This window comes from Colwellia sp. (genome assembly GCF_013215345.1).
Classification (GTDB): Bacteria; Pseudomonadota; Gammaproteobacteria; order Enterobacterales; family Alteromonadaceae; genus Colwellia.
In genome coordinates this window covers 33,128-55,134 of the sequence record NZ_JABSOV010000017.1, presented here as the reverse complement: position 1 = coordinate 55,134, position 22,007 = coordinate 33,128, and the positions used below count along the sequence as shown (strand labels likewise).

At 39.1% G+C, this 22,007-nt stretch carries 22 protein-coding genes and 1 pseudogene; all 23 read right to left on the bottom strand.

The window, feature by feature from the left end; genetic code table 11:
- The coding region (locus tag HRT50_RS03785; protein ID WP_291611485.1) for an efflux RND transporter periplasmic adaptor subunit at positions 1-1,043 on the bottom strand (1,043 nt) is incomplete at its 3' end.
- Between the two features lie 180 nt (positions 1,044-1,223).
- Positions 1,224-1,580 (bottom strand): ribosome-associated translation inhibitor RaiA, encoded by a 357-nt coding sequence (raiA, locus tag HRT50_RS03780; RefSeq protein WP_291611483.1) that lies wholly within the window; start codon positions 1,578-1,580, stop codon positions 1,224-1,226.
- A 307-nt stretch (positions 1,581-1,887) separates the two neighbouring features.
- On the bottom strand, positions 1,888-2,361 hold the full coding sequence (locus HRT50_RS03775) for a phosphatidylglycerophosphatase A (RefSeq protein ID WP_291611481.1): 474 nt from the start codon (positions 2,359-2,361) through the stop codon (positions 1,888-1,890).
- Positions 2,362-2,423: 62 nt separating this feature from the next.
- Positions 2,424-3,386, bottom strand: a complete 963-nt coding sequence (gene thiL / locus HRT50_RS03770; protein WP_291611479.1) for a thiamine-phosphate kinase — start codon at positions 3,384-3,386, stop codon at positions 2,424-2,426.
- 38 nt (positions 3,387-3,424) lie between these two features.
- Positions 3,425-3,841, bottom strand: a complete 417-nt coding sequence (gene nusB / locus HRT50_RS03765) for a transcription antitermination factor NusB (RefSeq protein WP_291611477.1) — start codon at positions 3,839-3,841, stop codon at positions 3,425-3,427.
- Positions 3,842-3,884: 43 nt separating this feature from the next.
- A complete protein-coding gene (gene ribE, locus HRT50_RS03760; RefSeq protein WP_291611475.1) occupies positions 3,885-4,349 on the bottom strand; it encodes a 6,7-dimethyl-8-ribityllumazine synthase in 465 nt (154 codons plus the stop codon).
- Positions 4,350-4,454: 105 nt separating this feature from the next.
- On the bottom strand, positions 4,455-5,255 hold the full coding sequence (locus HRT50_RS03755; protein ID WP_291611473.1) for a VacJ family lipoprotein: 801 nt from the start codon (positions 5,253-5,255) through the stop codon (positions 4,455-4,457).
- 140 nt (positions 5,256-5,395) lie between these two features.
- A complete protein-coding gene (locus tag HRT50_RS03750; RefSeq protein ID WP_291611471.1) occupies positions 5,396-5,743 on the bottom strand; it encodes a DUF2802 domain-containing protein in 348 nt (115 codons plus the stop codon).
- Between the two features lie 248 nt (positions 5,744-5,991).
- Positions 5,992-6,486 (bottom strand): chemotaxis protein CheW, encoded by a 495-nt coding sequence (locus tag HRT50_RS03745; RefSeq protein WP_291611469.1) that lies wholly within the window; start codon positions 6,484-6,486, stop codon positions 5,992-5,994.
- Positions 6,487-6,544: 58 nt separating this feature from the next.
- Positions 6,545-7,303, bottom strand: a complete 759-nt coding sequence (locus HRT50_RS03740; protein ID WP_291611467.1) for a chemotaxis protein CheW — start codon at positions 7,301-7,303, stop codon at positions 6,545-6,547.
- On the bottom strand, positions 7,304-8,092 hold the full coding sequence (locus HRT50_RS03735) for a ParA family protein (protein WP_291611465.1): 789 nt from the start codon (positions 8,090-8,092) through the stop codon (positions 7,304-7,306). It lies immediately after the preceding gene.
- 53 nt (positions 8,093-8,145) lie between these two features.
- Positions 8,146-9,177 (bottom strand): flagellar motor protein MotB, encoded by a 1,032-nt coding sequence (locus HRT50_RS03730; RefSeq protein ID WP_291611463.1) that lies wholly within the window; start codon positions 9,175-9,177, stop codon positions 8,146-8,148.
- Positions 9,174-9,921 (bottom strand): annotated as a pseudogene (locus tag HRT50_RS03725) (flagellar motor protein). Before HRT50_RS03725 ends, HRT50_RS03730 begins: the two are co-directional and overlap by 4 nt.
- Positions 9,914-11,053: a chemotaxis response regulator protein-glutamate methylesterase gene (locus HRT50_RS03720; protein WP_291611461.1), complete on the bottom strand. Its 1,140-nt coding sequence runs from the start codon at positions 11,051-11,053 to the stop codon at positions 9,914-9,916. Before HRT50_RS03720 ends, HRT50_RS03725 begins: the two are co-directional and overlap by 8 nt.
- A gap of 84 nt (positions 11,054-11,137) precedes the next feature.
- Positions 11,138-13,270 (bottom strand): chemotaxis protein CheA, encoded by a 2,133-nt coding sequence (locus tag HRT50_RS03715; RefSeq protein WP_291611459.1) that lies wholly within the window; start codon positions 13,268-13,270, stop codon positions 11,138-11,140.
- Positions 13,271-13,283: 13 nt separating this feature from the next.
- Positions 13,284-14,027 carry a protein phosphatase CheZ gene (locus HRT50_RS03710; RefSeq protein ID WP_291611457.1) on the bottom strand — a complete coding sequence of 248 codons (744 nt, stop codon included), beginning with the start codon at positions 14,025-14,027 and terminating at the stop codon, positions 13,284-13,286.
- A 74-nt stretch (positions 14,028-14,101) separates the two neighbouring features.
- Positions 14,102-14,485, bottom strand: a complete 384-nt coding sequence (gene cheY, locus HRT50_RS03705) for a chemotaxis response regulator CheY (RefSeq protein WP_291611456.1) — start codon at positions 14,483-14,485, stop codon at positions 14,102-14,104.
- A 98-nt stretch (positions 14,486-14,583) separates the two neighbouring features.
- Positions 14,584-15,303, bottom strand: coding sequence for an RNA polymerase sigma factor FliA (locus HRT50_RS03700; RefSeq protein ID WP_291611454.1), 720 nt, complete (start codon positions 15,301-15,303; stop codon positions 14,584-14,586).
- Positions 15,304-15,346: 43 nt separating this feature from the next.
- Positions 15,347-16,189, bottom strand: coding sequence for a MinD/ParA family protein (locus HRT50_RS03695; protein WP_291611452.1), 843 nt, complete (start codon positions 16,187-16,189; stop codon positions 15,347-15,349).
- A gap of 47 nt (positions 16,190-16,236) precedes the next feature.
- Positions 16,237-17,802, bottom strand: a complete 1,566-nt coding sequence (gene flhF, locus HRT50_RS03690) for a flagellar biosynthesis protein FlhF (RefSeq protein ID WP_291611449.1) — start codon at positions 17,800-17,802, stop codon at positions 16,237-16,239.
- Positions 17,803-17,860: 58 nt separating this feature from the next.
- Entirely contained in the window at positions 17,861-19,963 is a 2,103-nt protein-coding gene (flhA, locus tag HRT50_RS03685; RefSeq protein WP_291611447.1) for a flagellar biosynthesis protein FlhA, read from the bottom strand.
- Between the two features lie 122 nt (positions 19,964-20,085).
- On the bottom strand, positions 20,086-21,216 hold the full coding sequence (gene flhB / locus HRT50_RS03680; RefSeq protein ID WP_291611445.1) for a flagellar biosynthesis protein FlhB: 1,131 nt from the start codon (positions 21,214-21,216) through the stop codon (positions 20,086-20,088).
- The gene (fliR, locus tag HRT50_RS03675) at positions 21,217-21,999 is read right to left on the bottom strand and encodes a flagellar biosynthetic protein FliR (RefSeq protein ID WP_291611443.1); all 783 of its coding nucleotides are present in this window, start codon (positions 21,997-21,999) and stop codon (positions 21,217-21,219) included.
- Between the last annotated feature and the right edge of the window lie 8 nt (positions 22,000-22,007).

The following is a 22,007-nucleotide window of genomic DNA, read 5'->3' as shown; positions in this document are numbered from 1 at the left end:
GCATTAATTCTTCGCCCTAAGACAACGTGACGCTGTTTAACCTTATTATCTGCTCCGACAACTAAGACAAATTTACCTTGCTGATTTTCTTGTACTGCTGCTTGTGGTATTAACGCCATTTCCTCTTTATCTAACGTTTCAACAATCAAGGTAACAAATAGCCCTGGTAAAATAATATTATGAGGGTTAGGGAAAACGGTTCTCAATTCAACGGTACCCATACCTTGGGCAATTTTAGTATCAGAAAAGTTTAACTGACCCTTTTCTGGATATTCAGTATTATTTGGCAAGCGTAGAGATAGCTCAAATTCAGCTTCCTTGGCAGTTCTTGCACCCTGATGTTCTTGTAAGTAAGTAATATAGAAACTCTCTTCAACCTGAAAACTTACAAAAATTGGGTCACTGATAATCAAGGTTGCTAAGGGGTTACTTGTTGGACCAACAATATTACCAACGTTATAATTTACTTTACCAATTCGACCGCTAAAAGGCGCTGTGATTGTGGTATAACTTAAATCAAGTTCCGCTTTTTCAAGTGATGCTTCTGCCGCTTTAACCGCTGATTTAGCTTGCGACTCTTCAGTAGTTAAACGGTCATAATCAGATTGAGAAATATAACCATCATCAATAAGGTCATTGGCACGTTTTAAGTTACGCTGAGCATTTTCTTCGCCTGAGATTCTAGAGCTTAAGTCAGCTTTGGCTGCTGATAATGCTGCCTGGTATGCTGCGGGGTCAATTTTTAATAATACTTGTCCCTTTTCAACATTACTGCCTTCTCTAAAATGGCGTTCAATTAACTCACCTTCAACACGAGCGCGTAAGTCGGCTTCTTTGAAAGCTTCTGTTCGTGCAATAAACTCGCGATATCCGCCAATAGGTTGTGCTTTAATTGAGTATACCGATACCGCTGGCGCTGGTGGTTTTACCTTAACCTCTTCTTTGCTGCAAGCAGTAAGTGTGAGAGATAAAAGTCCAAATATTGCGAGTTTACTCGTTGTAATTTGGCAGGTATTGGATTGTCTTAAAAAGCGTTTGAGCATCAAAAAATTCCTTGTGAGGTTAATGCTTTAAATATTAATGGCTTTGATTATTACACAGCGAGTCTGCAATGCAGTAATTATTTGTACGAATTAAAAATAAGTTATAAATTTGATAAAAAAAAAGCTGCGAACAAGGTTCAACAGCTTTTCTAGTTTGAAGATTATAGGATTATAGGAGAATTATGATAGGTTCATCTCTTGCACCTTTTCATGGGCAATTTCAGGAGTCGTTGCACCTGGTTTGGTGTGCATATTAGCTTTCAATTGCCCTTTTCTATGTTTAAGGGCTGCATCGAGTTTTTTTGCGGCATTGGCAATAGCCGGATACATAACACCATCTAAACCGGTAGCTGAAATTCGTCCACCTTCATAGTTTGTCGTTAGCTCGACTTGATATTGATGATGTTCTTTAGAGACAATTACGTCTAGAGATATTAATGTTGGAAAGTGGTTGGCAATTTTAGAGAATTTTTCTTCGATATGCTCTTTGATTGAATCATTAACTTCTACATGATGACCAGAAAGATTTATTTTCATAGGTATTCCTTTTTTACTGTTACTTAATGACTATTTCATCTAAATGACTATTTTACCTAATTGATAATGTGTCACTTAATAATAGACCTGAGGGCAAGTGTTGATAAAAACAAGTAAGATGACTAAGTATTTTACTATCAAATTCATTATCCATCATTATCGGCACTTATGACCTAGTTTAAACGTAGCGTAAATGTGGTTAAATTACTATTGTTCTAAAGTAAAGAAAGGTGAAAATAATGCAGGATTTACTGAAACATTAACCTCTACCGTATGATAAAGGTTAATGATAAAAAGTCTTAATTAATTAGAAAATAAGGTGCATGATGGCAAGTGCAAAGAGACCCGCTAGTACATCGTCAAACATGATACCAAAGCCACCCGTTAGCTTTTTATCTGCTAGTGATATTGGCCAAGGTTTAGCAATATCAAAGATTCTAAATAAAACAAAGCCGACCAAGACACTCTGCCAACTCACCGGGACCATAAACATAGTGATAAAAAAGCCTGCAAACTCATCCCAGACAATTGCACCATGGTCGTGTACACCAACATCACTTGCCGCTTTACCACAGATATAAATACCCGCAATACAAACCACTAAGACGACTAAACCATAAATTAAGGGCGTTAAACCACTCATAAGTAAAAATAGTGGCACGGCAGCAAGCGTACCAAAAGTACCAGGAGCTTTTGGCGCCAAACCACTGCCAAAGCCTAAAGCTAAAAACTGTATTGGATTCGCCAGATTAAAATTAACCTGTGTATTTTTACCCGACATATAATTAAGTGCTTAATTTGTTAGTGGTTCATTTTTAATTGATAAGTAAATTGCTTAGGGTGCTATTCGGTAAAATGCTCGAAACCAGCAGTATTAATTGGAATAGGCTTATTGTTCAAGGTTGTAGTGATAGTTTGGGAGGCATTCAATTGTCCTATACAAGTAACAGGTGTACCGGCATGAGACATTGCCGTCTCCATTCCTACTTTGTTATCTTCAGAGACAGTGAACAAAAGCTCATAATCATCCCCACCCGATAGTGCCAAAGCGATAGCATCTTCGGAAAGTAAGCTATCACGCATTATCGTAGAAAGAGGTAGGGCATCAAGCACTACATTAGCACCGACATTGGATGCTTGGCATATATGTCCCAAATCGGCTATTAATCCGTCAGAAAGATCTATTGCTGCTGAAGCATATTCACGTAACGTTTGCCCGGCTAAAACTCTTGGCTTTGGATAATCAAGCTTATTTCTTATGATATTTATAAATTGAGGCTCAATATCGACTTTACCGGTAATTTGTTGTAAAGCTAAAGCCGCGTCACCAAGTTCACCGGTAACATAAAGCCAGTCACCTGCTTTAGCACCAGAACGTGACAAGTAACTACCTTGAGGGGTTAATCCCTGTGCGGTAATAGTTATACTTAATGGTCCTTGCGTAGTATCTCCACCGATGAGTTCTACATTATAAAACTCACATAGTTCAAAGACACCTTCACAAAACTCATTTAACCAGGCTTCATCGACATCAGGCAGCGTTAATGCTAAAGACAACCAACTTGGCTTAGCGCCCATTGCAGCAATATCAGACAAATTTACCGCAACAGCTTTATGGCCAATAGCTCTGGGGCTAGTCTCAAATGGAAAGTGTACTCCAGCTACTAATGTATCTGTCGTTACCACAATATTTTGATTCTCAATAGGCGCTAAAACAGCGCAATCATCACCAATACCAAGTTCAACGTCTTTACGTTTAACTTTTTGTTTGGTGAAGAAATGCTTAATTAACTCGAACTCTTTCATGCTAAGCCTTTAGTTGCTAATAAATTGGTACTAATAGGTTATTCTTCAGGACGAATTAATTTTACTGTTTTATCTAAAACACCGTTAACAAACTTATGGCTATCATCAGCTGCAAATGACTTAGCTAACTCTATAGCTTCGTTTATCACTACGCGATAAGGCACATCAGTGCAGTCTTTTAGTTCAAACACTGCTACACGCAATATCGCCTTTTCCACTTGATCTATATCATTAAGTGGACGGTCTACATACGGCGAAATTGCTGCATCTATATCACTAATATTGGCGGTAACACCACGTAATAACAATTGAAAATATTCAATATCAAACCGACGTTTGCTGTTATCGGCAATAAAGTTAACTTCAATATCATTTACTACGTTTTGACTAACTTGCCATGAATAGATTGCTTGTACGGCCAACTCACGGGCTTTTCTTCTAGGAGACGGTTTCACAATATGTTTCCACTTTTCTTATGTTGAGAATTAAGTTTAAAAATTAAATTTTAGCTAATACATTAACCATTTCTAATGCGCCAAGAGCTGCTTCAGCACCCTTGTTACCAGCTTTAGTACCAGCTCGTTCAATAGCTTGTTCGATAGAGTCTGTAGTAATCACACCAAATGAAACAGGGATTTCACAGTCTAAGCAAACTTGTGCTAAACCTTTGTTAGATTCACCAGCAACGAAATCAAAATGAGGAGTACCACCACGAATTACCGCACCAATTGCAATAATGGCATCAGCTTCGCCTTTTTTAGCAATTTTTTTAGCTGCTAGCGGTAACTCATATGCTCCAGGTACACGGACGACAGTAATATCGTCATCATTAACATTACCATGACGTTTAAGCGCATCGATTGCGCCTGCTAATAAACTATCAACAATAAAGTGATTAAAACGTGATACTACAATAGCAAATTTTTTGCCTTTTGCTTCAAACGAACCTTCAATAATATTCATTTAATTATTCCAATATAGTGTATCTAAAAAAATTGCCGCAATTCTACCAAATTGTTATCAGCATAGGTACTCGTTTATTTTATTTATTCTCTGAAATAATATGAACTAGTCCATATCATCAAACTCATCGAGAAAGGCATCTATTTCGTCTTCTTCCGCTTCATTAATTATAATGGGTGGGTTGCCATCAAAAAGTTTATAATTCATGTTTTGAAAGTAGGCATTTTTAATAAACTCATAAGGATCTTCAGATTCAGCAACAAGCTGCTCTTGATCTCGAACTGCCGCCCTTTTCTCCAAGGCTAATATGCCTAAGCGAGCAAGATTCGGCCAAAAATCAATAACAACCATGGGCCAATAAAGACTGTCAACATAATCACCTACCTCTTCTCTGACTGAGCTTGGACCTAAACCTGGAATAACAATATAGGGGCCATCGCCCACCCCGTAACTACCAAGTACCTCGCCAAACTCTTCTTGCTCTCCTGACCAATCAAAATCACTGGCGGGATCATAAAAACCAAAGAGACCTATGGTTGAATTAAGCACAAACCTGCCGGTATTTTTTGCTGCTGCTTCAAATTTAAGCTGCAAGACATTATTAATAATACTAGCCGGCTCGTTTAAATTTAACGCTATATTATATAAGCCAGCACGTAAAAATGGTGGTGTGTAAGTTGTGTAAACTTCTGATGAGGGTTTAGCAATATACTTATCTACATAATCCCAAGTAAAAGTCCAAAAAGGTCTATTGATAGCTTCAAAAGGATCTCTAGGCTCAGTTACGCTGGTTTCATCAGTAAAATCTGTTTGTTCTTGTTGACTTGGTGTCGACGAACAACCAGCAAGAGAAACGATGACAATAAGTATAAAGAGTCGAAAATATGGGGTTATGGCTGAGCTCACGGGGCGAAGGTCCTTGCCGTTACATAATAATGTATGAGAAAACGACGGCAGTCTAACATGAAATCAATTGTTGGGTGAATAACGTTTCAGCGCAGTTTCACTATATCTAGTTTCATTAAGTAAAAGCTGGTGACAATTATTTACTGAGAGCGAGCGCGTTGCTGATAGACAGAAAGCAACATTTCAACTTCTGCACGGGGTAATTCACATTCACTGATGATTTCCTCTATACCTGCTCCTTTTGCTGCTAGCTTAAAGGCTCGATTATAAAATTTATCTTGTCCTTGGTTTTCTTGCCATTGTGTCAATAACTGTTGTTGCTCACTTGCTTGGAGCGTAAGATTTTTAATACGATGTTCTAATTGTTTTGATACCTGACGATTTTCTATAGCAAACTGCTCATTGTCTGTCGCCAAGCGATCCAACTCTTGCTGTAGCTTACTATTTATACTTTGTAACTCATTAACTAATAAAACAGTACTTTGCATTTGTATATCCAGCATAGATAACTTACGTTTCAACTTAGTTAAAAATAGATAAAATATCGTACTAGAAAGCACTACTAGGAATAATGCTAACACTGAAATTATTGGGACAGCTAACAATGACATTGATGATTTTTGCCTTAAATAAATCTAAACGCGTAATTGAATTTAATTGAATGTAATAATAGTTAAGTCCGTATATACAGACTTAATCTTGGGCAAAAAACATTTCCCGTTTCGAAATAAGATAATTAGAACTGCTTGAGTTCATCCCACTCGTCGTCAGAAAGTAGTTGATCTAAATCAACTAAAATAAGTAATTCACCATCGCGGTTTGAAACACCTTGGATAAACTGAGCACTTTCTTCGTTGCCTACGTTTGGCGCATCATCAATTTCTGAGGACTTTAAATAAACAACTTCAGCGACACTGTCAACCAAAATCCCTATGACTTGTTTTTCTGACTCGATAACCACCACACGGGTATTGTCAGTAATATCACAAGGCTCTAAACCAAATCGAGAGCGGGTATCGATAACGGTGACAACATTACCGCGCAAATTTATAATACCAAGTACATAAAGTGGAGCACCTGGTACCGGAGCAATTTCACTATATCGTAAAACCTCTTGCACCTGCATAACATTGATACCATAAGTCTCATTTTCTAATTTAAAGGTAACCCATTGCAACACCTCATCATTAGCCTCACTTTTATCACTTGCACTTCGTCTTACATTTGACATATTACTTGCCTCTCAAATTACTTATTTTAAGCTGCCTATAAGCTAGACAGGAATAGTTTTACTGTGCTTGATAGATATCACTACCCTTATCAAGCAATTCAATCAAAGCACTTACATCGAGTAAGGCACACATTTTTTCTTTGACTAATCCTGCCAGCCATGGCCTTTTGTTCTGTGAATTTACCCATTTCACTTCATCTTGACGTAAGATGACGGTATCAATTAAGTTTTCAGCCATCAGTCCCCAAGGGCTGTCATTTAGCATGATAATATATTGATAGTTTAGCGATTTTTTTAAAGTTTCGTCACATTTTTCTGGCATTATCCATAAAGCAGTATCGACAACATTAATTTTTTCATCCCGATAAAGCATAACGCCTTTAAACCAATCGGGCTTGCCCATTAAACTATTAGTTTTCTCAACTTTGTGAATACCGCCTAACTCAATAAGAGGAACGGCAATAGTTAAACCCGCGACATCAAAAAACATTGCTTGAAAGTCACCTTGACGATAGCTTTTCGGCGTCTTAGTTATAGATTTAGCACGGCTTTTATCAGTAGAAACTGGGACTGTATTAACCTTTATCTCGTCAATATATTCAACTGTTTGACCCCTTACTTCTTTAGGTTCACTAACAGTTTTAAGTAATTTTTCTAATGATTTATTGTCGTCATTTACTTTAAGCGCTAAAGGTTTTCTAGCCAGCTTTTTTTCTATGCGCTGGTGTGATAACTCTTCAGCAACTTCGGGTTCTGTTAGCAGTTCTGATAGGTAAGTTTTCATTACCTTTTTACTCGCTGTTAACGAATTACTCATTTAGCGTTCAACCTCATTATGCGTCATACCTTGCTTGACTAAATAATTCAAAAGACTTTTGTAGGCTAATGTGCCTCGAGAGTTCGCAGCAAAGTCTGAAGGCACTTCTTGAGCGAGACTGGCATTTCTCAAGTTAGTATCAACGGGGACTACACCGGGCCATATCTCATTAGTATAGACTTCTTGTAGTTTTTTAAACGCTAAAATAGAAGCTTTTGTTCTTTTGTCAAACATAGTTGGCACTATTGTGTATTTAAAAGGACTATCTTGCTCGCCTTGCATGATTTCCATCGTTTTGACCATACGCTCTAAGCCTTTTAAGGCCAGAAATTCTGTTTGCACAGGAATAACAATACGATCTGCCGCTGCGAGAGCATTTACCATAAGTACGCCCAGTACTGGCGGACAATCTATTAATACATAGTCATAACTGTCTGTTAATTTTTGTACTGCTTTTTTTAATACTAAGCCCATACCACCTTTAGTGCCTAAGGAGCGATCTAACGTCGCTAACCCCATAGTTGCAGGTAAAATATCTATATTAGGGTACTTGGTAGGACATAAGGTTTGTAAAATTTGTTCTCTTGATGATACTTGAATAAATAAGTCATAAACACTCAAGTCTAAATCTTCTGATTCAATACCAAAATAGTAACTTAATGAAGCATGTGGATCCGTGTCAACCAATAATACCCGATGCCCTTGCTCTGCTAATACCCCGGCAAGAGCTATAGTTGTCGTGGTTTTACCCACACCACCTTTTTGATTTGCTATTGTCCAAACTATCAAGAGCAATACTCACTTACTTTCATTTAATATTATCATTAATTTTGATGGTTAATTTATTCGATAGCATCATTAGCTTTTTTTTCTTTTGAGGTTTTATTCTCTTCTAAGGTTTTTTCGGTGTCTTCATTATCACCTCGGGTAGTAATACGTATACCACCGCTATCAAGACGAATTACTTTGATTTTGTTCAACGGCTCAGTGCCTTTTTTATTTATGCCGTTAATTTGGGTGATTTCTTCAACGCTTTTTAAATCAATGGTTGGGGTTACCAGTAAATTAGCTCTCTCTAAACCATATTTAGAAATAGCGACAACAACTTTTCTATTTTGCGCCCTACCCTCTACGGTTAAATTATCAGCGCTTGGGTAATATTGGCCATAGCCTTCAATAGCCATACGAGCAGGGTTTAAACCGAGCCTTTCTAATACTCTTAATACAGCTGTTGCTCTAAAAACAGATAACTCCCAATTTGAAGAGAATATTTCATTATTTATCACTTGGTTATCGGTATAACCACGTACACGAATAAAGTTACTGGCTTTACCTATAACATCATAAATAACCGATAAAATCGCCTCGGCAGTATGTGTGGCTGAAGATGAACCACTGGGAAATAATAAGGCACTATTTAACTCTATCTCTAGCCAGTCACCATCTATTTGTAATTGTGCAAAACCCGACTCAACCAAGTCATATAAAGCAGTGTGTAACTCTTCTTCTAAGGAGGTTAAGTTGTTTCCTACTTGCGCATCGGAGATATTAGATAAGTTTTGTTCGTTATCCAGAACTTCAGGGCCAGCAACCTCTAAGATGCCATTACCAAATAGCTTTTTATTCGTTTTACTGGTGTTAACCATCAAAACACTATCACCATGGCCTTGATTTTTTGTTTCATCTTCATAAGCTTGGAACACACGGCCAAAAGATTCAGTAATAGTTTCAAAAGGCTTTTCGTTTACCATAGCCATTGCATACAACACCACAAACAAGGCAAACATTAATGTCATATAGTCCGCATAAGAGACTAGCCAACGATGAACATTATCATGCTCTACCGTGTGTCTTCTATTACGCAGTCGATTCATCTATCTAACCTAAATGCCGATAGCTTGTTCTCTATCGCATGAGGGTTTTCTCCTTGAGCAATGGATACCAGCCCTTCACAAATCATTTCACGATACATAGTTTGTTGATGAATAATAGCTCGAATTTTATTGGCTACCGGTAAATAGAATAGATTAGCGAAACCGACACCGTATATAGTGGCAATAAAAGCGGTTGCTATGCCCTGCCCTAATAATTCTGGCTCAGTTAAGTTGCTCATAGCATGAATTAAACCAAGTACTGCGCCTAATATACCAATTGTAGGACTGTAACCTCCCATAGCCTCAAATACATTGGCAGAACGTAAGTTATGCTCTCGATATATATCTAAATCTAACTCTAACGCGACTCTAAAACTTTCAATTTCAACGCCATCAACTAATAAATTGCGACCTTTTTTGGGGATAACTATCTTCTATTTCTAATGCGGTATCTTCTAAAGCAAGATATCCTGACTCTCTCGCTTTCGTAGCCCAATCGACAATCTCACTTATACCCCGTTCAATATCGTATTTAGGCGGAGAAAAAACCCACTTAAGTAATGAAATAGCATGGGTAAACTGCATCATTGATGATTGCAGCATAACCGCACCTAAGGTGCCGCCAAAAACAATAATAAAAGCCGGTAGTTCAAATAAAGCAGACAGGTGACCACCGTCAAGAGTAAAGCCAATGTAAACAGCTAAAAGGGCAATAAACAGCCCTGCGACACTTAGCTTATCCACGGCCAATTTCCTTAACTAGGGAAGCTGCCATTGAATCGAGTGGCAAAGACAACTGAGATAAGCCAGCCTTATCTATAGCTTGAGGCATACCATAAACGACACATGACTGTTCATCTTGCGACCATATGGTTGAGCCTTTAGCTTTTAACATTCTTGAGCCTTCTTTGCCATCAGAGCCCATTCCCGTAAGAATGATTCCTAAGACTTTACCGGAAAACGTTTTAGCGGCTGAGCCAAAACTGATATCAACGCTTGGCTTAAAAGTAATTTTGGGTGAATCATCATCGAGGATTTTTATTTTTGCGCTACTCTCGCTGCCACTAATAATCATTTGTCGACCACCAGGAGCTAAATAAGCACAACCAGGTTTTAATATGTCACCATCGGCAGCCTCTTTAATCGATATTTTACACAAGGTATTTAAACGACTGGCAAATGCAGCAGTAAATGCCGCGGGCATATGTTGAACAATAATAATGGGTAATGGGAAGTTCTGTTCAAGTTGCACCAATATTTTTTGCAGTGCAACGGGCCCACCTGTCGAAGTACCAATAGCTAGGAGTTTGTATTCCTTACCAGAGCTTCGATTAAGCGTTTTTCTATCTTTAGCTGTAGGGGCAAATGATGGCGTTGATAAGGTTGACGTTTTAGTAAAACGTGTTGTTAACCTGTTTTTTTGTAAAGGGGGGCGTGTTACTCCAGTTTGATTAGCTGCTCTTGGTTTTGCAAAGCTAGGCTTTCGTGCTATTTCAACAACCCGTTGACGCAATAAGCTACCGGCTTCATCAGTATTTTTTGCAATTTCACTAAACTTTTTAGGTAAAAAGTCTAAAGCTCCTGCATCAAGTGCATCTAGAGTTGCTTTAGCACCTTGGTGTGTTAATGATGAAAACATCAAAATTGCCGTGGGGGACTTCGCCATAATTTGCTTTACAGCGTCAATACCATTTAATACCGGCATTTCAATATCCATAGTGATGACATCAGGCTTAAGCAACATAGCTTTCTCAACCGCTTCTTTGCCATTCACTGCAACATCAATTACGTTTAATTTTGGATCTTTATTAAGAATGTCCGTAACTCTACGCCTAAAAAAGCTAGAGTCATCAACAACAAGTACCTTGTAGGCCATTTAACCTCTCTGATAACGCTACTTTAATTCACGCTAAATAGTCACAGTTGGTAATACACTAAAGCATATTACCTTAGAGAATCACTAACTGCGTAATTTCTTATTAACAGGTGATTTTTTTGCATAAAATTTTAGTAAATTCGCTATATCTAAAATGAGAGCAATACCACCATCGCTAGTAATCGTTGCACCAGCCATTCCTGGTGTGCCATGAAGTAACCTATCAAGTGGCTTAATTACAACTTCTTCTTGACCAATTAAGCTATCAACTACAAAGCCAACTTGTTGATTACCCAATTGCACGATAACAACATGGCCTTTATCACGAGATTGCTCAACAAAATTACGTACCAGCCATTTATCTAGATAAAATAAGGGTATTGCTTTATCTCGAACTATAATTGTCAATTGCCCATCAACACTGTTAGTGCTAGATAAATCTAAATGAAATATTTCATTTACAGACGCGAGTGGTAAAGCAAATGTTTGCTTACCTACAACAACCATTAATGTCGGCAATATAGCCAAGGTTAGTGGTACTTTGATTTCAAGTACTGTTCCTACACCTAACTCTGAATCAATGTTGACAGTACCGTTCAGCTGAGTAATTTTAGTTTTAACCACATCCATGCCGACACCACGGCCTGAAACTTCAGAAATTTCAGTTTTAGTGGAGAATCCAGGGGCGAAAATAAGACTAAACGCTTCCTTATCTGGCATTCTAGCGGCAGCTTCGACATCTAGTACACCACGTTCAATAGCAATGTTTTTTAATTTTTCAGGATCCATACCTGCACCATCATCTTTAATGGTAAGCAGTATATGATCGCCTTCTTGCGAGGCAGCAAGAACAACGGTACCTTCTCTAGGTTTTCCCATAGCTTCTCGGACATCCGGAGCTTCGATACCATGGTCGACTGAATTCCTGACTAAATGTACTAAAGGATCAGCAAGGGCTTCTACTAAGTTTTTATCTAAATCTGTCTCTTCGCCTTCTAAAACGAGTGATATTTCTTTCTTCAAACTACGGGCTAAATCGCGAACTACACGAGGAAAGCGACCAAACACTTTTTTAATTGGCTGCATACGTGTTTGCATTACAGCACCTTGAAGGTCCGTGGTTACCGCATCTAAATTAGTAACCGCTTTATTCAAGTCTTCGTCATCTGAAACTAAGCCTAAACTTGTTAGCCGGTTCCTTACTAGGACTAATTCTCCGACCATGTTCATTATTTGATCAAGTCGTTTAGTATCTACTCGTACAGTGGTTTCACCTTGGGGAGGAGGCACTGCCTTTTTAGGGCTGGCTTTCGAAGAGGCTTCTTTAGCTTTTACCGGCGCGGCTTTTTTAGGAGCAGCTTGAGGAGGACTTGCAGGTACCTCTCTATTAGGTACGGCAGCAGGCGTACTTACCTTCTGATTAGAGCTAGATGCATCGGTAGCTTTTGGTGCATTACCTTTGCCATGGAGTTCATCCAATAACTTTTCAAACTCTAAATCGTCAATATCATCACTTGAGCTAGTAAGAGCACTGCTTGTTGTATCTCCAGCGTCAGCAGAAAAAGCACCTTGACCATGTAATTCATCTAATAATGATTCGAATTCATCATCAGATATTTCATCACTCGAGCCAACAGAGCTAATAGAAGATGTCGACTCTGTTACCGTGGGGGTTGTCGGAACGCTACCTGAACCATGTAATTCATCTAATAGACGCTCGAACTCATCTTCACTCATTTCATCACTCGAGCTTTCGACCACAGCTTCATTTGCCTGTTCAATAACTTCAGGGGTATGAGTGCTAGTTTGCTGGGGTGTTTTTACACCTTCAGGTTCACTCAGTTTTTTAAGCTCAGCTAATAAACTATCATTTGCAGGAACAAGAGGTTCACGACTTTGTACCTGTACAAACATATCATTGACAGTATCAAGTGCCGATAAGATGGTATCCATTAGCTCAGGATTAACCGTACGTTTACCCGTGCGTAATAGGTCGAATATATTCTCAGCCCAATGGCATATATCAACTAATGCCCCTAGGTTTAAAAAACCAGCGCCACCTTTGACTGTGTGAAAACCACGGAATATCGAATTTAATAATTCAGCATTACCTGCATCATTTTCGAGCTCAACCAACTCTTCTGAAAGCGACTCTAAGATTTCACCCGCTTCAACTAAAAAGTCCTGTAAAATTTCTTCATCTGCTTCGAAAGACATGCAGTAACTCCCATTAAAATCCTAAACTTGACAAAAGATCGTCGACATCATCTTGATCTTCTACTACATCATCTCTATTTTCTGTATTTACAATTGGCCCTTCGACAAGGTTTTCACCCACTTTAGGTGTTGTTTTACCTTGTACCTTTTCAGCGGATATTCCGAAGGCCGTTAACATATTGATTAAACTTTCTTCCACTTCCCGTACTAGTTCAATGACTTTACGAATGACTTGACCGGTTAAATCTTGAAAGTCTTGCGCCATTAATACATCCGTCATTAAACTATGTATATGTTGGGTTTCTTTTCCTGTGTTTTTTAACAGGGTATCAATATCAAGGCACAATGATTTAAACTCTTTTAAGTCTAAATCATTGTTCATCAACTTAGTCCATGAGGGATTTACCGCTGCAACTTGTTCAGCAAGAGTATCTACAACAGGGAAAATAGCCTCAACTGCATCCATAGTTTTATTCGCGGCATCTTCTGTCATGGTGATAACATAATTCAACCGTTCTTTGGCATCGGGGATATCTGCTGTAGCTAGATCTGACAACCTAGAGTCTAGCTGGAAATTGGTCAATGAGTCATGAAGTTGGCGTGTTAATTTACCAATTTCAGCAAAAAGTTCTGAATTGATTGGGTTTTGAATTTCAGCAATAATAGCATCCGCTGCTGCTTGCTGACCTGATTCTAGAAACTCAACCACAGATTTTGCTTGCTCTAATGAGATCTGCCCTGTCATAGCTATAGTCATGCAAAATCCTTAATACAATATTTATCAAAACCTTACTTTAGCCAAACACTCATGTGCTAGCTAAAAATCGCAAATTAAGCTAAGCGCGCAAAAATCTTATCTAACTTAGTTTTTAATGTTGCGGCGGTAAAAGGTTTTACAATATAGCCATTAACTCCTGCTTGAGCTGCCATCACGATTTGTTCTTTTTTGGCTTCTGCAGTAATCAGTAATACCGGAATATGTGATAGGCTTGCATCTGCACGTATTGCTTTAAGCAAATCGATACCTTGCATGCCTGGCATATTCCAGTCGGTTACCACAAAATCAAAGTCACCACCTTGAAGCATAGGTAATGCTGTACTACCATCATCAGCCTCTTGAATGTTGGTAAACCCTAAATCACGCAACAAATTTTTCACTATACGTCTCATGGTTGAAAAATCATCAACAACAAGCACTTTCATATTTTTATCCAAGGCACCCTCCGGCGAAACATTCAAATTAATTAGTTTTTATGTGTTATTTTTTACCTAACAAGGTAGTTTTTATAGCAAGTTGTCTGTTGACAAGTCTGCTAACTTTGCCAAGAATGCATGCGTGCTTTTAGCCGATGCATCGCTTGACTATGTATTTGGCTTACCCGTGATTCACTCACATCAAGCACTTTACCAATTTCTCGTAAATTCAATTCTTCATCGTAATATAGAGACAGTACTAAAGCTTCTCTCTCTGGTAAAGAGCTAATGCATTGAGCTAAGCCTTTTTTAAAAGCGCTGTGTTCAATACTTTGATAGGGATCATCGCCTAGATAATCATCACCTACCTTTATCGCATCTTCATTAACACCTAAATCGTCAATACCGAGTATTTTTCCTGTACTGACTTCTCTTAATATATGATGGTAGTCATTTAATGAAATATCAAGTTTTTCAGCAACTTCAATATCAGAAACATCTCTACCAAATTGCGCTTCGAGTTGTTTAATGGCTTCACTTATCATTCGGCTATTTTTGTGTACCGAACGTGGTGTCCAATCTCCTCGACGTATTTCATCTAGCATAGCACCGCGAATTCTAATCCCGGCAAACGTTTCAAAACTAGCACCTTTACTGTTATCAAAATTATTGGCTGCTTCAAATAAGCCAATCATACCCGATTGAATTAAATCGTCTACTAACACACTCGCTGGCAACCTTGCCAATAAATGATAGGCAATGCGCTTTACCAAAACAGTGTGTTGTTCAAGCAAAGCTGATTTATCAATTAGACTATTGTAGCTATTTGCTTTTACCACGTATTATTGCTCTCATTGAAGACATGCTTAATTGGTCAGTTATTTAGTTCGCGAGTAACTGCTCAATAAAGAATTCTAAGTGCCCTGAAGCTTGCTTAGGAATTGGCCATTGGCTTACTTTTTTAGCTAAATCAATATAAGCTAACGCTGCTGGAGATTGCGGATAAGCTTCCACAATAACTTGTTGCTTACGCACAGACTTTCGCATATTTTCATCGAAGGGAATGACCGCGACTAACTCTATAGCCACATCTAAAAATCTATCGGTTACTTTTGTTAGTTTGGCAAACAGTTGTTGTCCTTCTTTTGGACTTCGAACCATATTAGCAACAACTTTAAATTTGAAGACACCGTGATCACGGCTAAGTAATTTCATTAAAGCATAACAATCAGTAATCGAGGTAGGTTCATCACAAACAACTAACATCACATCTTGCGCCGCCCGGGTAAAGCTCAATACCATATCGGAAATACCGGCAGCCGTATCAATTATCAGCACATCAAACTGTGCTTGCATTTCACTAAAGGCTCGAATGAGGCCGGCATGCTCTGATGGCGTTAAATCCACCATAGATTGCGATCCTGATGTTGCCGGAATAATGTTAATCCCGGCAGGACCTTCAATAATAATATCATCGAGCTCACATTCGCCTGACAATACATGAGATAAGTTACGTTTGACTCTGAGTCCTAGCATCACATCTACATTAGCAAGGCCTAAATCGGCATCAAGCACTAATACTCGTTTACCCTGTTGTCCTAAGGCAATAGCAGTATTAAGGGCGGTGTTTGTTTTACCAACACCACCTTTTCCGCCTGAAACTGCTACTACTTTAACTTGCTGTAGGTCTTGCATCTTTCTTAAGCCGCTCGCTTGATCTATCATTTAATTATTTCTTCTAATCATATCTGTTTAAGCTATTAGCTAGAACCTTATACTATTGCGGCGGGCGCAACTGGCATTGGCCGCAATATACTTACGTTGTTGTTAGCTGACTTAGTTGCCATCTTATCTGCAAGAGTAACTAACTTCTCAGCATTTGCAACTTTAATATCTTCTGGAACTCTTTGCCCATCAGTAAGATACCCTATTGGTAAGCCATTTTGAATCGAAGTTGTAATTATTTCACCAATACTGATACTTTCATCAAGTTTAGTATAAATACAACCCGATAATGGTACTTTTTTAAAGCGATCTACATTTTCTTGCATCACGCCTTGCTGCGTGTTAGCCGCTAGAACCAAGTAATTTCGAATTCTAACTCGAGCATTAGTCACTAATGCGGTTAATTGTTCTGCTAAACGTATGTCACGTTGCCCCATGCCAGCAGTATCAATTAAAATTAATTTCTTCTTTGAGTATTGCTGTAACAGAGCATCTAATGCTTGGCTATCTTTGGCAAGGCTCACCTGACAACCAATAATCTTGCCATAGGTTGCTAATTGCTCAAAACCAGCAATACGGAAAGTATCCGTAGAAATAAGAGCTACTTGATCGCTACCATGTACTTGAGAAAATCCTGCGGCAAGTTTAGCTATAGTAGTAGTTTTCCCTACCCCTGTTGGCCCAACTAGCGCAACAACACCGCCACGATTAATAATATCATTTTGTGTAGTATTAATTTGCTTAGCGATAAGTTGAGTTGCTTGTGACCATGCTTCTTTTTCATGACAATGCTCTGGTACATAGCCGGCAATTTGATCGGCAATTTGTTCATTCAGACCCAAAGCGAGTAATCGATTTACCAGTACTGCTCGTTGCGGGTCTTTCTGCGCCATATCTTGCCACATCAACCCTGAAACTTGGTGTTCTAGTAATGAGCGTATTGAGGCCATTTCTTGCTGCATTTTGGCAAAATCTTGTGATGACACCTGTGCATCATTATTAACATCCATAGCAATAGGACTAGCAGATAATATATTCTTTGATACGTTAGCGGTTATTTGGTCATCATCCTGGACATTTGCCGAGCTTCCCATCTGTTGTTGGTATGTTGAGGGTAAATTATTCGGATTCGGATGACTGAGGCGATCGGTAAAACTTTTCATCTGCTGCTCGATAGTTGATTCATCGAGATTGTTAGCAACTTGCTGATGTTGCTGAGTCGCTTGCTGGATTGGCTGCTGCTGAGCAGACTGTTGAACTTGACGATTGAGTAATGCTGATAAACTATCTACCGGTGCATGGTCAGCGCTATTATCGTTTTCTGCTACTGGTAATGCTGATGCTGAAATATTATTTTGTGGCTGTGTTCGTTGACCCAGGCTAACGACATCATTACTGACTTCTCTTGAGCTTGAAGCATTTAGCCTCTCTTGACTATTTTTTTCAGGAAACTTAGCAGGTGGCACGGCTTGGTTATAATCTACAGCAGCCATTAATTCCACACCTTCTGGAATCTTTTTATTAGACATAATAACCGCATCAACGCCAAGTTCTTCTTTGATCTGTGTTAATGCGGTGCGCATATCTTTGGCAACAAAACGTCTAATTTTCATAGCTAACCTCTACCTTTGCTCTTAGTTAAGCTATGACCTGCATAACTTTGACTTGTTGTTACTGCCCGATAGCACTAACGATTTTAATTTGTTTATCATCAGGTATTTCTTGATAAGAAATCACGCGTAAACTTGGTATTGTGTATTTAACAAACTTAGCCAATACCTGACGCAATATTCCCGACGTTAATAATATAGGAGTATCACCTGCCATTTCTTGCTGGTTTGCTCCTTCAGTTAATGATTTTTGTAAGCGTTCCGCTAAGCCAGGTTCAATACCAGCGCCATCATCTCCTGCCATCTGCATAGACTGATGCAACATTTGTTCCAATTCTGGAGCCAAAGTTATGACGGGCACTTCTTTTGCGCTACCAACTAGATCTTGGATAATAAACTTTCTAATACTAATGCGTACCGCGGCGGTTAGCACTTCAGCATCTTGGCTTTTTGGACCGTATTCAACAAGCGTTTGCACTATAGAACGCATATCACGTACAGCAACACCTTCGTTCATTAGGCTTTGTAGTACTTTAACAACCGTGCCCAAAGTAAGCGTATCGGGAACAAAACCTTCAACTAACTTAGGGTAATTTTTAGCAAGTAAGTCCAATAAGTTTTGTACTTCTTCATGGCCAAGCAGTTGAGCGGCATTATTGGTTAATATCTGACTTAAATGCGTAGCTAATACCGTTGCTGAATCAACTACGGTGTAACCTAGTGTTTGCGCTTGATCTCGCTGATTTTTATTAATCCAAGTAGCATCTAAACCAAAGGCAGGGTCTTTAGTGGCAACACCATCAAGGGTACCAAAAACCTGCCCAGGGTTAATGGCTAGTTCTTGGTCGTGACGAATTTGCGCACTGCCAACTACAACGCCCATAAGCGATATCTGATAACTGTTTGGATCTAAATCTAGATTATCTCGAATGTGTACTGCAGGTACTAAAAAGCCAAACTCTTGCGATAACTTTTTACGTACACCTTTAATACGACTGAGTAATTCACCACCTTGCGCTTTATCTACCAGAGGGATTAGACGATAACCTATTTCTAGACCAATAATATCGACATGATTGACATCATCCCAGTCCAACTCTTTCACGTCATCTTCTTTTTGTTGATGCTGTACTTGCTCATCTTGTTCTATTTTTGCCAATTCAACCGCTTTACTTTCTTTATTTTTAGCGCCGAAAAAGGCAGTGGCAGCAATAAGAAATGCAAATAATATAAAGACAAAATGTGGCATGCCAGGTATTACGCCCATAACAAACATGATACCCGCGGCAATATAAAGCGATTTCTCTTGGCCTAATTGGCTGCTCACTTGCTCGCCCATATCTTGGGAGGTATTTTGACGAGTAACGACTATAGCCGTACCAACCGATAACAACAACCCAGGAATTTGCGCAACAAGACCATCTCCAATAGTAAGTAGAGTATAAATTTCAACCGCATTACTGAATGTTAGGTCATGCTGCACCATACCGATTATTAAGCCACCAACAATATTAATAAAAAGAATAAGAATACCCGCTATGGCATCACCTTTTACAAATTTACTGGCACCATCCATTGAGCCATAAAAATCTGCTTCATTGGTTACTTCAGTACGGCGCTCTTTTGCTTCCTCTTGGGTGATGAAACCCGCATTTAAATCGGCATCAATTGCCATTTGTTTACCCGGCATGGCATCTAAAGTAAAACGGGCTGTCACTTCAGCAATCCGACCCGCACCTTTAGTCACCACAACGAAGTTAATAATAATTAAGATTAAGAATACCACTAAACCGACAGCATAATTACCTCCAATAACTACCGAGCCAAATGCTTCAATAACTTTACCTGCCGCCTGAGGGCCTTCATGCCCTTCTAATAGCACTACTCGAGTACTGGCGACATTCAGGGCTAAACGTAAAATAGTTGCCACCAGTAAAACGGCCGGAAAGGAGCCAAAATCTAGGGGTTTCAAGGTATAAACGGTAATCAGTAACACCACAAGAGAGAGTGCAATATTAAAGGAAAACAGAATATCTAATAACCAAGGTGGCATGGGTAAGATAACCATACCTAAGGCTGCCATAACCAAAATTGGAGTACCCAACCCGGAGAAATGACGTAACTTCGATTTATCAAATTGATTAAAATAAGCGGCTAATTGCATTACTACTTCATGATGTTTTTTTGACAGTTAGCATGAAGTAGCAATTCTTATACCAAAATAGGTGGTTAGCGGTATTTACTTCTCTATTTACCAGCGAGAACTATTGGCAATGAAAGGTTGAGCTAATATCTGAAATCATCTGGAATAGGCAAGTTTTTAGCTACCGGGATGGGTTTTTTAGCATTACCTTTTTTATGTTCGTTAAGCTGAAAGATAAAGGCCAACACTTGGGCTACAGCGGCAAATAGCTCTTCAGGAATATCATCACCAACTTCGGCAGTATAATATATTGAGCGTGCTAAAGCCGGTGATTGAATTATTTCAACTTGATGCTCTTTAGCAATGGTGCGGATATGTAGCGCCATTTCATCAACACCTTTTGCCACCAGCACAGGCGCTCCCCCAACTGCGGCATCATACTTGAGTGCGATAGAAAAGTGCGTCGGGTTTGTTATCACTACATCTGAATCTGGAACGTCTTGCATCATACGTCGTTGTGACATTTCATATTGCGTTCGACGAATTCGCTGTTTTATTTCAGGGCTACCTTCTGTGCCTTTATGCTCATCTTTAATTTCTTGCTTAGTCATTTTTAATTGGCGGTTATGATTCCAAACTTGGTACGGCGCATCAATAACCACAATAATGCCTATCGATAAGGCCAACACTAAAAACATCCACAGTAACATAGTCGTTGAATGTTCGAAATTAGTCGGAATGGTTTCTCGACTCAAGCCTAAAATTTGCTCAAAAAGGCCATTAAGCAGTAAATAAGCGACAATAAATACCACAAAAAACTTTAATATTGATTTCAGCAACTCAACCGCAGCTTGTACGCCAAACATTCTTTTAAAGCCAGCTATAGGAGAGAGTCTACTTGCTTTTGGCATCATCGCTTCCCACGAAAAACTCATACCGCCAAGCAAGGTATTACCGATAAATGCCGCTAACATAACAATAAAAAAGATCCACATTAATGGTGGTACAACCTGGTAAATACCATCATTGACCACTTTAAAAAGCGCATTGACATCCATGGCTTCTTCTCGACTTAAGCTAAACATATGCGTCATCATATTAGCCATAGCGGTAGCTAAAGACTTCCCCATGAGCAACATGGCACAAGCACTACCTACTAAGACAAAAAACGTACCTAAATCTTTAGAGCGGGCAATTTGACCCTTTTTTCTGGCATCGGTGAGTTTTTTTGCCGTGGGTTCTTCAGTTTTTTCACCACTATCAGAATCAGCCATTTATCTTGCCTGACAGTCAATAAGGTAACAGCTAAAATCCAGTGCGCGTTGCCACTGTATTTCAAAATGAGTAAAGAAATTACCGAAGGTTAGCCACATAATAAGTAAACCGGCCATCATAGTGATAGGAAAACCAATAGCAAAGATGTTCAATTGTGGCGCGGCTCTGGTCATTATACCAAAAGAGAAATTTATCAATAACATCGCTGTTACCGGTGCTATAGCAAGAGAGAGCGCAGTAGCAAACATCCAACCGCCCCACTCAACGACTTCTCTATATTTGATGCTAGATAGATGTTCGGTGGGAATAGGTAAGGTTTCAAAACTAGCGACAATGAAGTGCAGATAAGCCAGATGTCCGTCCATTGCCCAAAATAGCAGTGAGGATAATATTAAAAAGAATTGCCCAATGGCAGGGACATTCATGCCACTAGCGGGATCAATTAATGAAGCGAAACCAAGACCGGACTGCATAGCAATAATTTGCCCGGCCAAGGTAAAGGTATTGACTACCATAATGGTGACAAAGCCAAGCATAATACCGATAATCATCTGTTGTCCCAGTAATATAGCGGTAGTGAGTGACATTAAATCAATCACTTTAACGGGTGGGATGGCCGGCATGATAGCGACGGTAATGGCTAAGGATAAAAAGAGTTTTACGCGCCCTGGAATGGTTTTAGAGCTAAAACCTATCATGGTCATAATCAAGGCAGAGACGCGGCTAAATGGCAAAATAAGGTCTGCCATAAATTGGTTAATAATGGTCTCAGTAAATTCCATGTCTAGAG

Coding starts and splice junctions, on each gene's coding strand:
- raiA (WP_291611483.1), bottom strand. CDS start 1,580: ATGAAAATAAATCTTTCTGGTCATCATGTAGAAGTTAATGATTCAATC.
- HRT50_RS03695 (WP_291611452.1), bottom strand. CDS start 16,189: ATGATAGATCAAGCGAGCGGCTTAAGAAAGATGCAAGACCTACAGCAA.
- ribE (WP_291611475.1), bottom strand. CDS start 4,349: ATGAATATTATTGAAGGTTCGTTTGAAGCAAAAGGCAAAAAATTTGCT.
- HRT50_RS03730 (WP_291611463.1), bottom strand. CDS start 9,177: ATGAATCGACTGCGTAATAGAAGACACACGGTAGAGCATGATAATGTT.
- HRT50_RS03750 (WP_291611471.1), bottom strand. CDS start 5,743: ATGCAAAGTACTGTTTTATTAGTTAATGAGTTACAAAGTATAAATAGT.
- HRT50_RS03715 (WP_291611459.1), bottom strand. CDS start 13,270: ATGTCTTTCGAAGCAGATGAAGAAATTTTACAGGACTTTTTAGTTGAA.
- HRT50_RS03710 (WP_291611457.1), bottom strand. CDS start 14,027: ATGACTATAGCTATGACAGGGCAGATCTCATTAGAGCAAGCAAAATCT.
- HRT50_RS03720 (WP_291611461.1), bottom strand. CDS start 11,053: ATGGCCTACAAGGTACTTGTTGTTGATGACTCTAGCTTTTTTAGGCGT.
- HRT50_RS03775 (WP_291611481.1), bottom strand. CDS start 2,361: ATGTCGGGTAAAAATACACAGGTTAATTTTAATCTGGCGAATCCAATA.
- flhF (WP_291611449.1), bottom strand. CDS start 17,802: ATGAAAATTAGACGTTTTGTTGCCAAAGATATGCGCACCGCATTAACA.
- flhB (WP_291611445.1), bottom strand. CDS start 21,216: ATGGCTGATTCTGATAGTGGTGAAAAAACTGAAGAACCCACGGCAAAA.
- thiL (WP_291611479.1), bottom strand. CDS start 3,386: ATGAAAGAGTTCGAGTTAATTAAGCATTTCTTCACCAAACAAAAAGTT.
- flhA (WP_291611447.1), bottom strand. CDS start 19,963: ATGCAATTAGCCGCTTATTTTAATCAATTTGATAAATCGAAGTTACGT.
- fliR (WP_291611443.1), bottom strand. CDS start 21,999: ATGGAATTTACTGAGACCATTATTAACCAATTTATGGCAGACCTTATT.
- HRT50_RS03745 (WP_291611469.1), bottom strand. CDS start 6,486: ATGTCAAATGTAAGACGAAGTGCAAGTGATAAAAGTGAGGCTAATGAT.
- HRT50_RS03740 (WP_291611467.1), bottom strand. CDS start 7,303: ATGAGTAATTCGTTAACAGCGAGTAAAAAGGTAATGAAAACTTACCTA.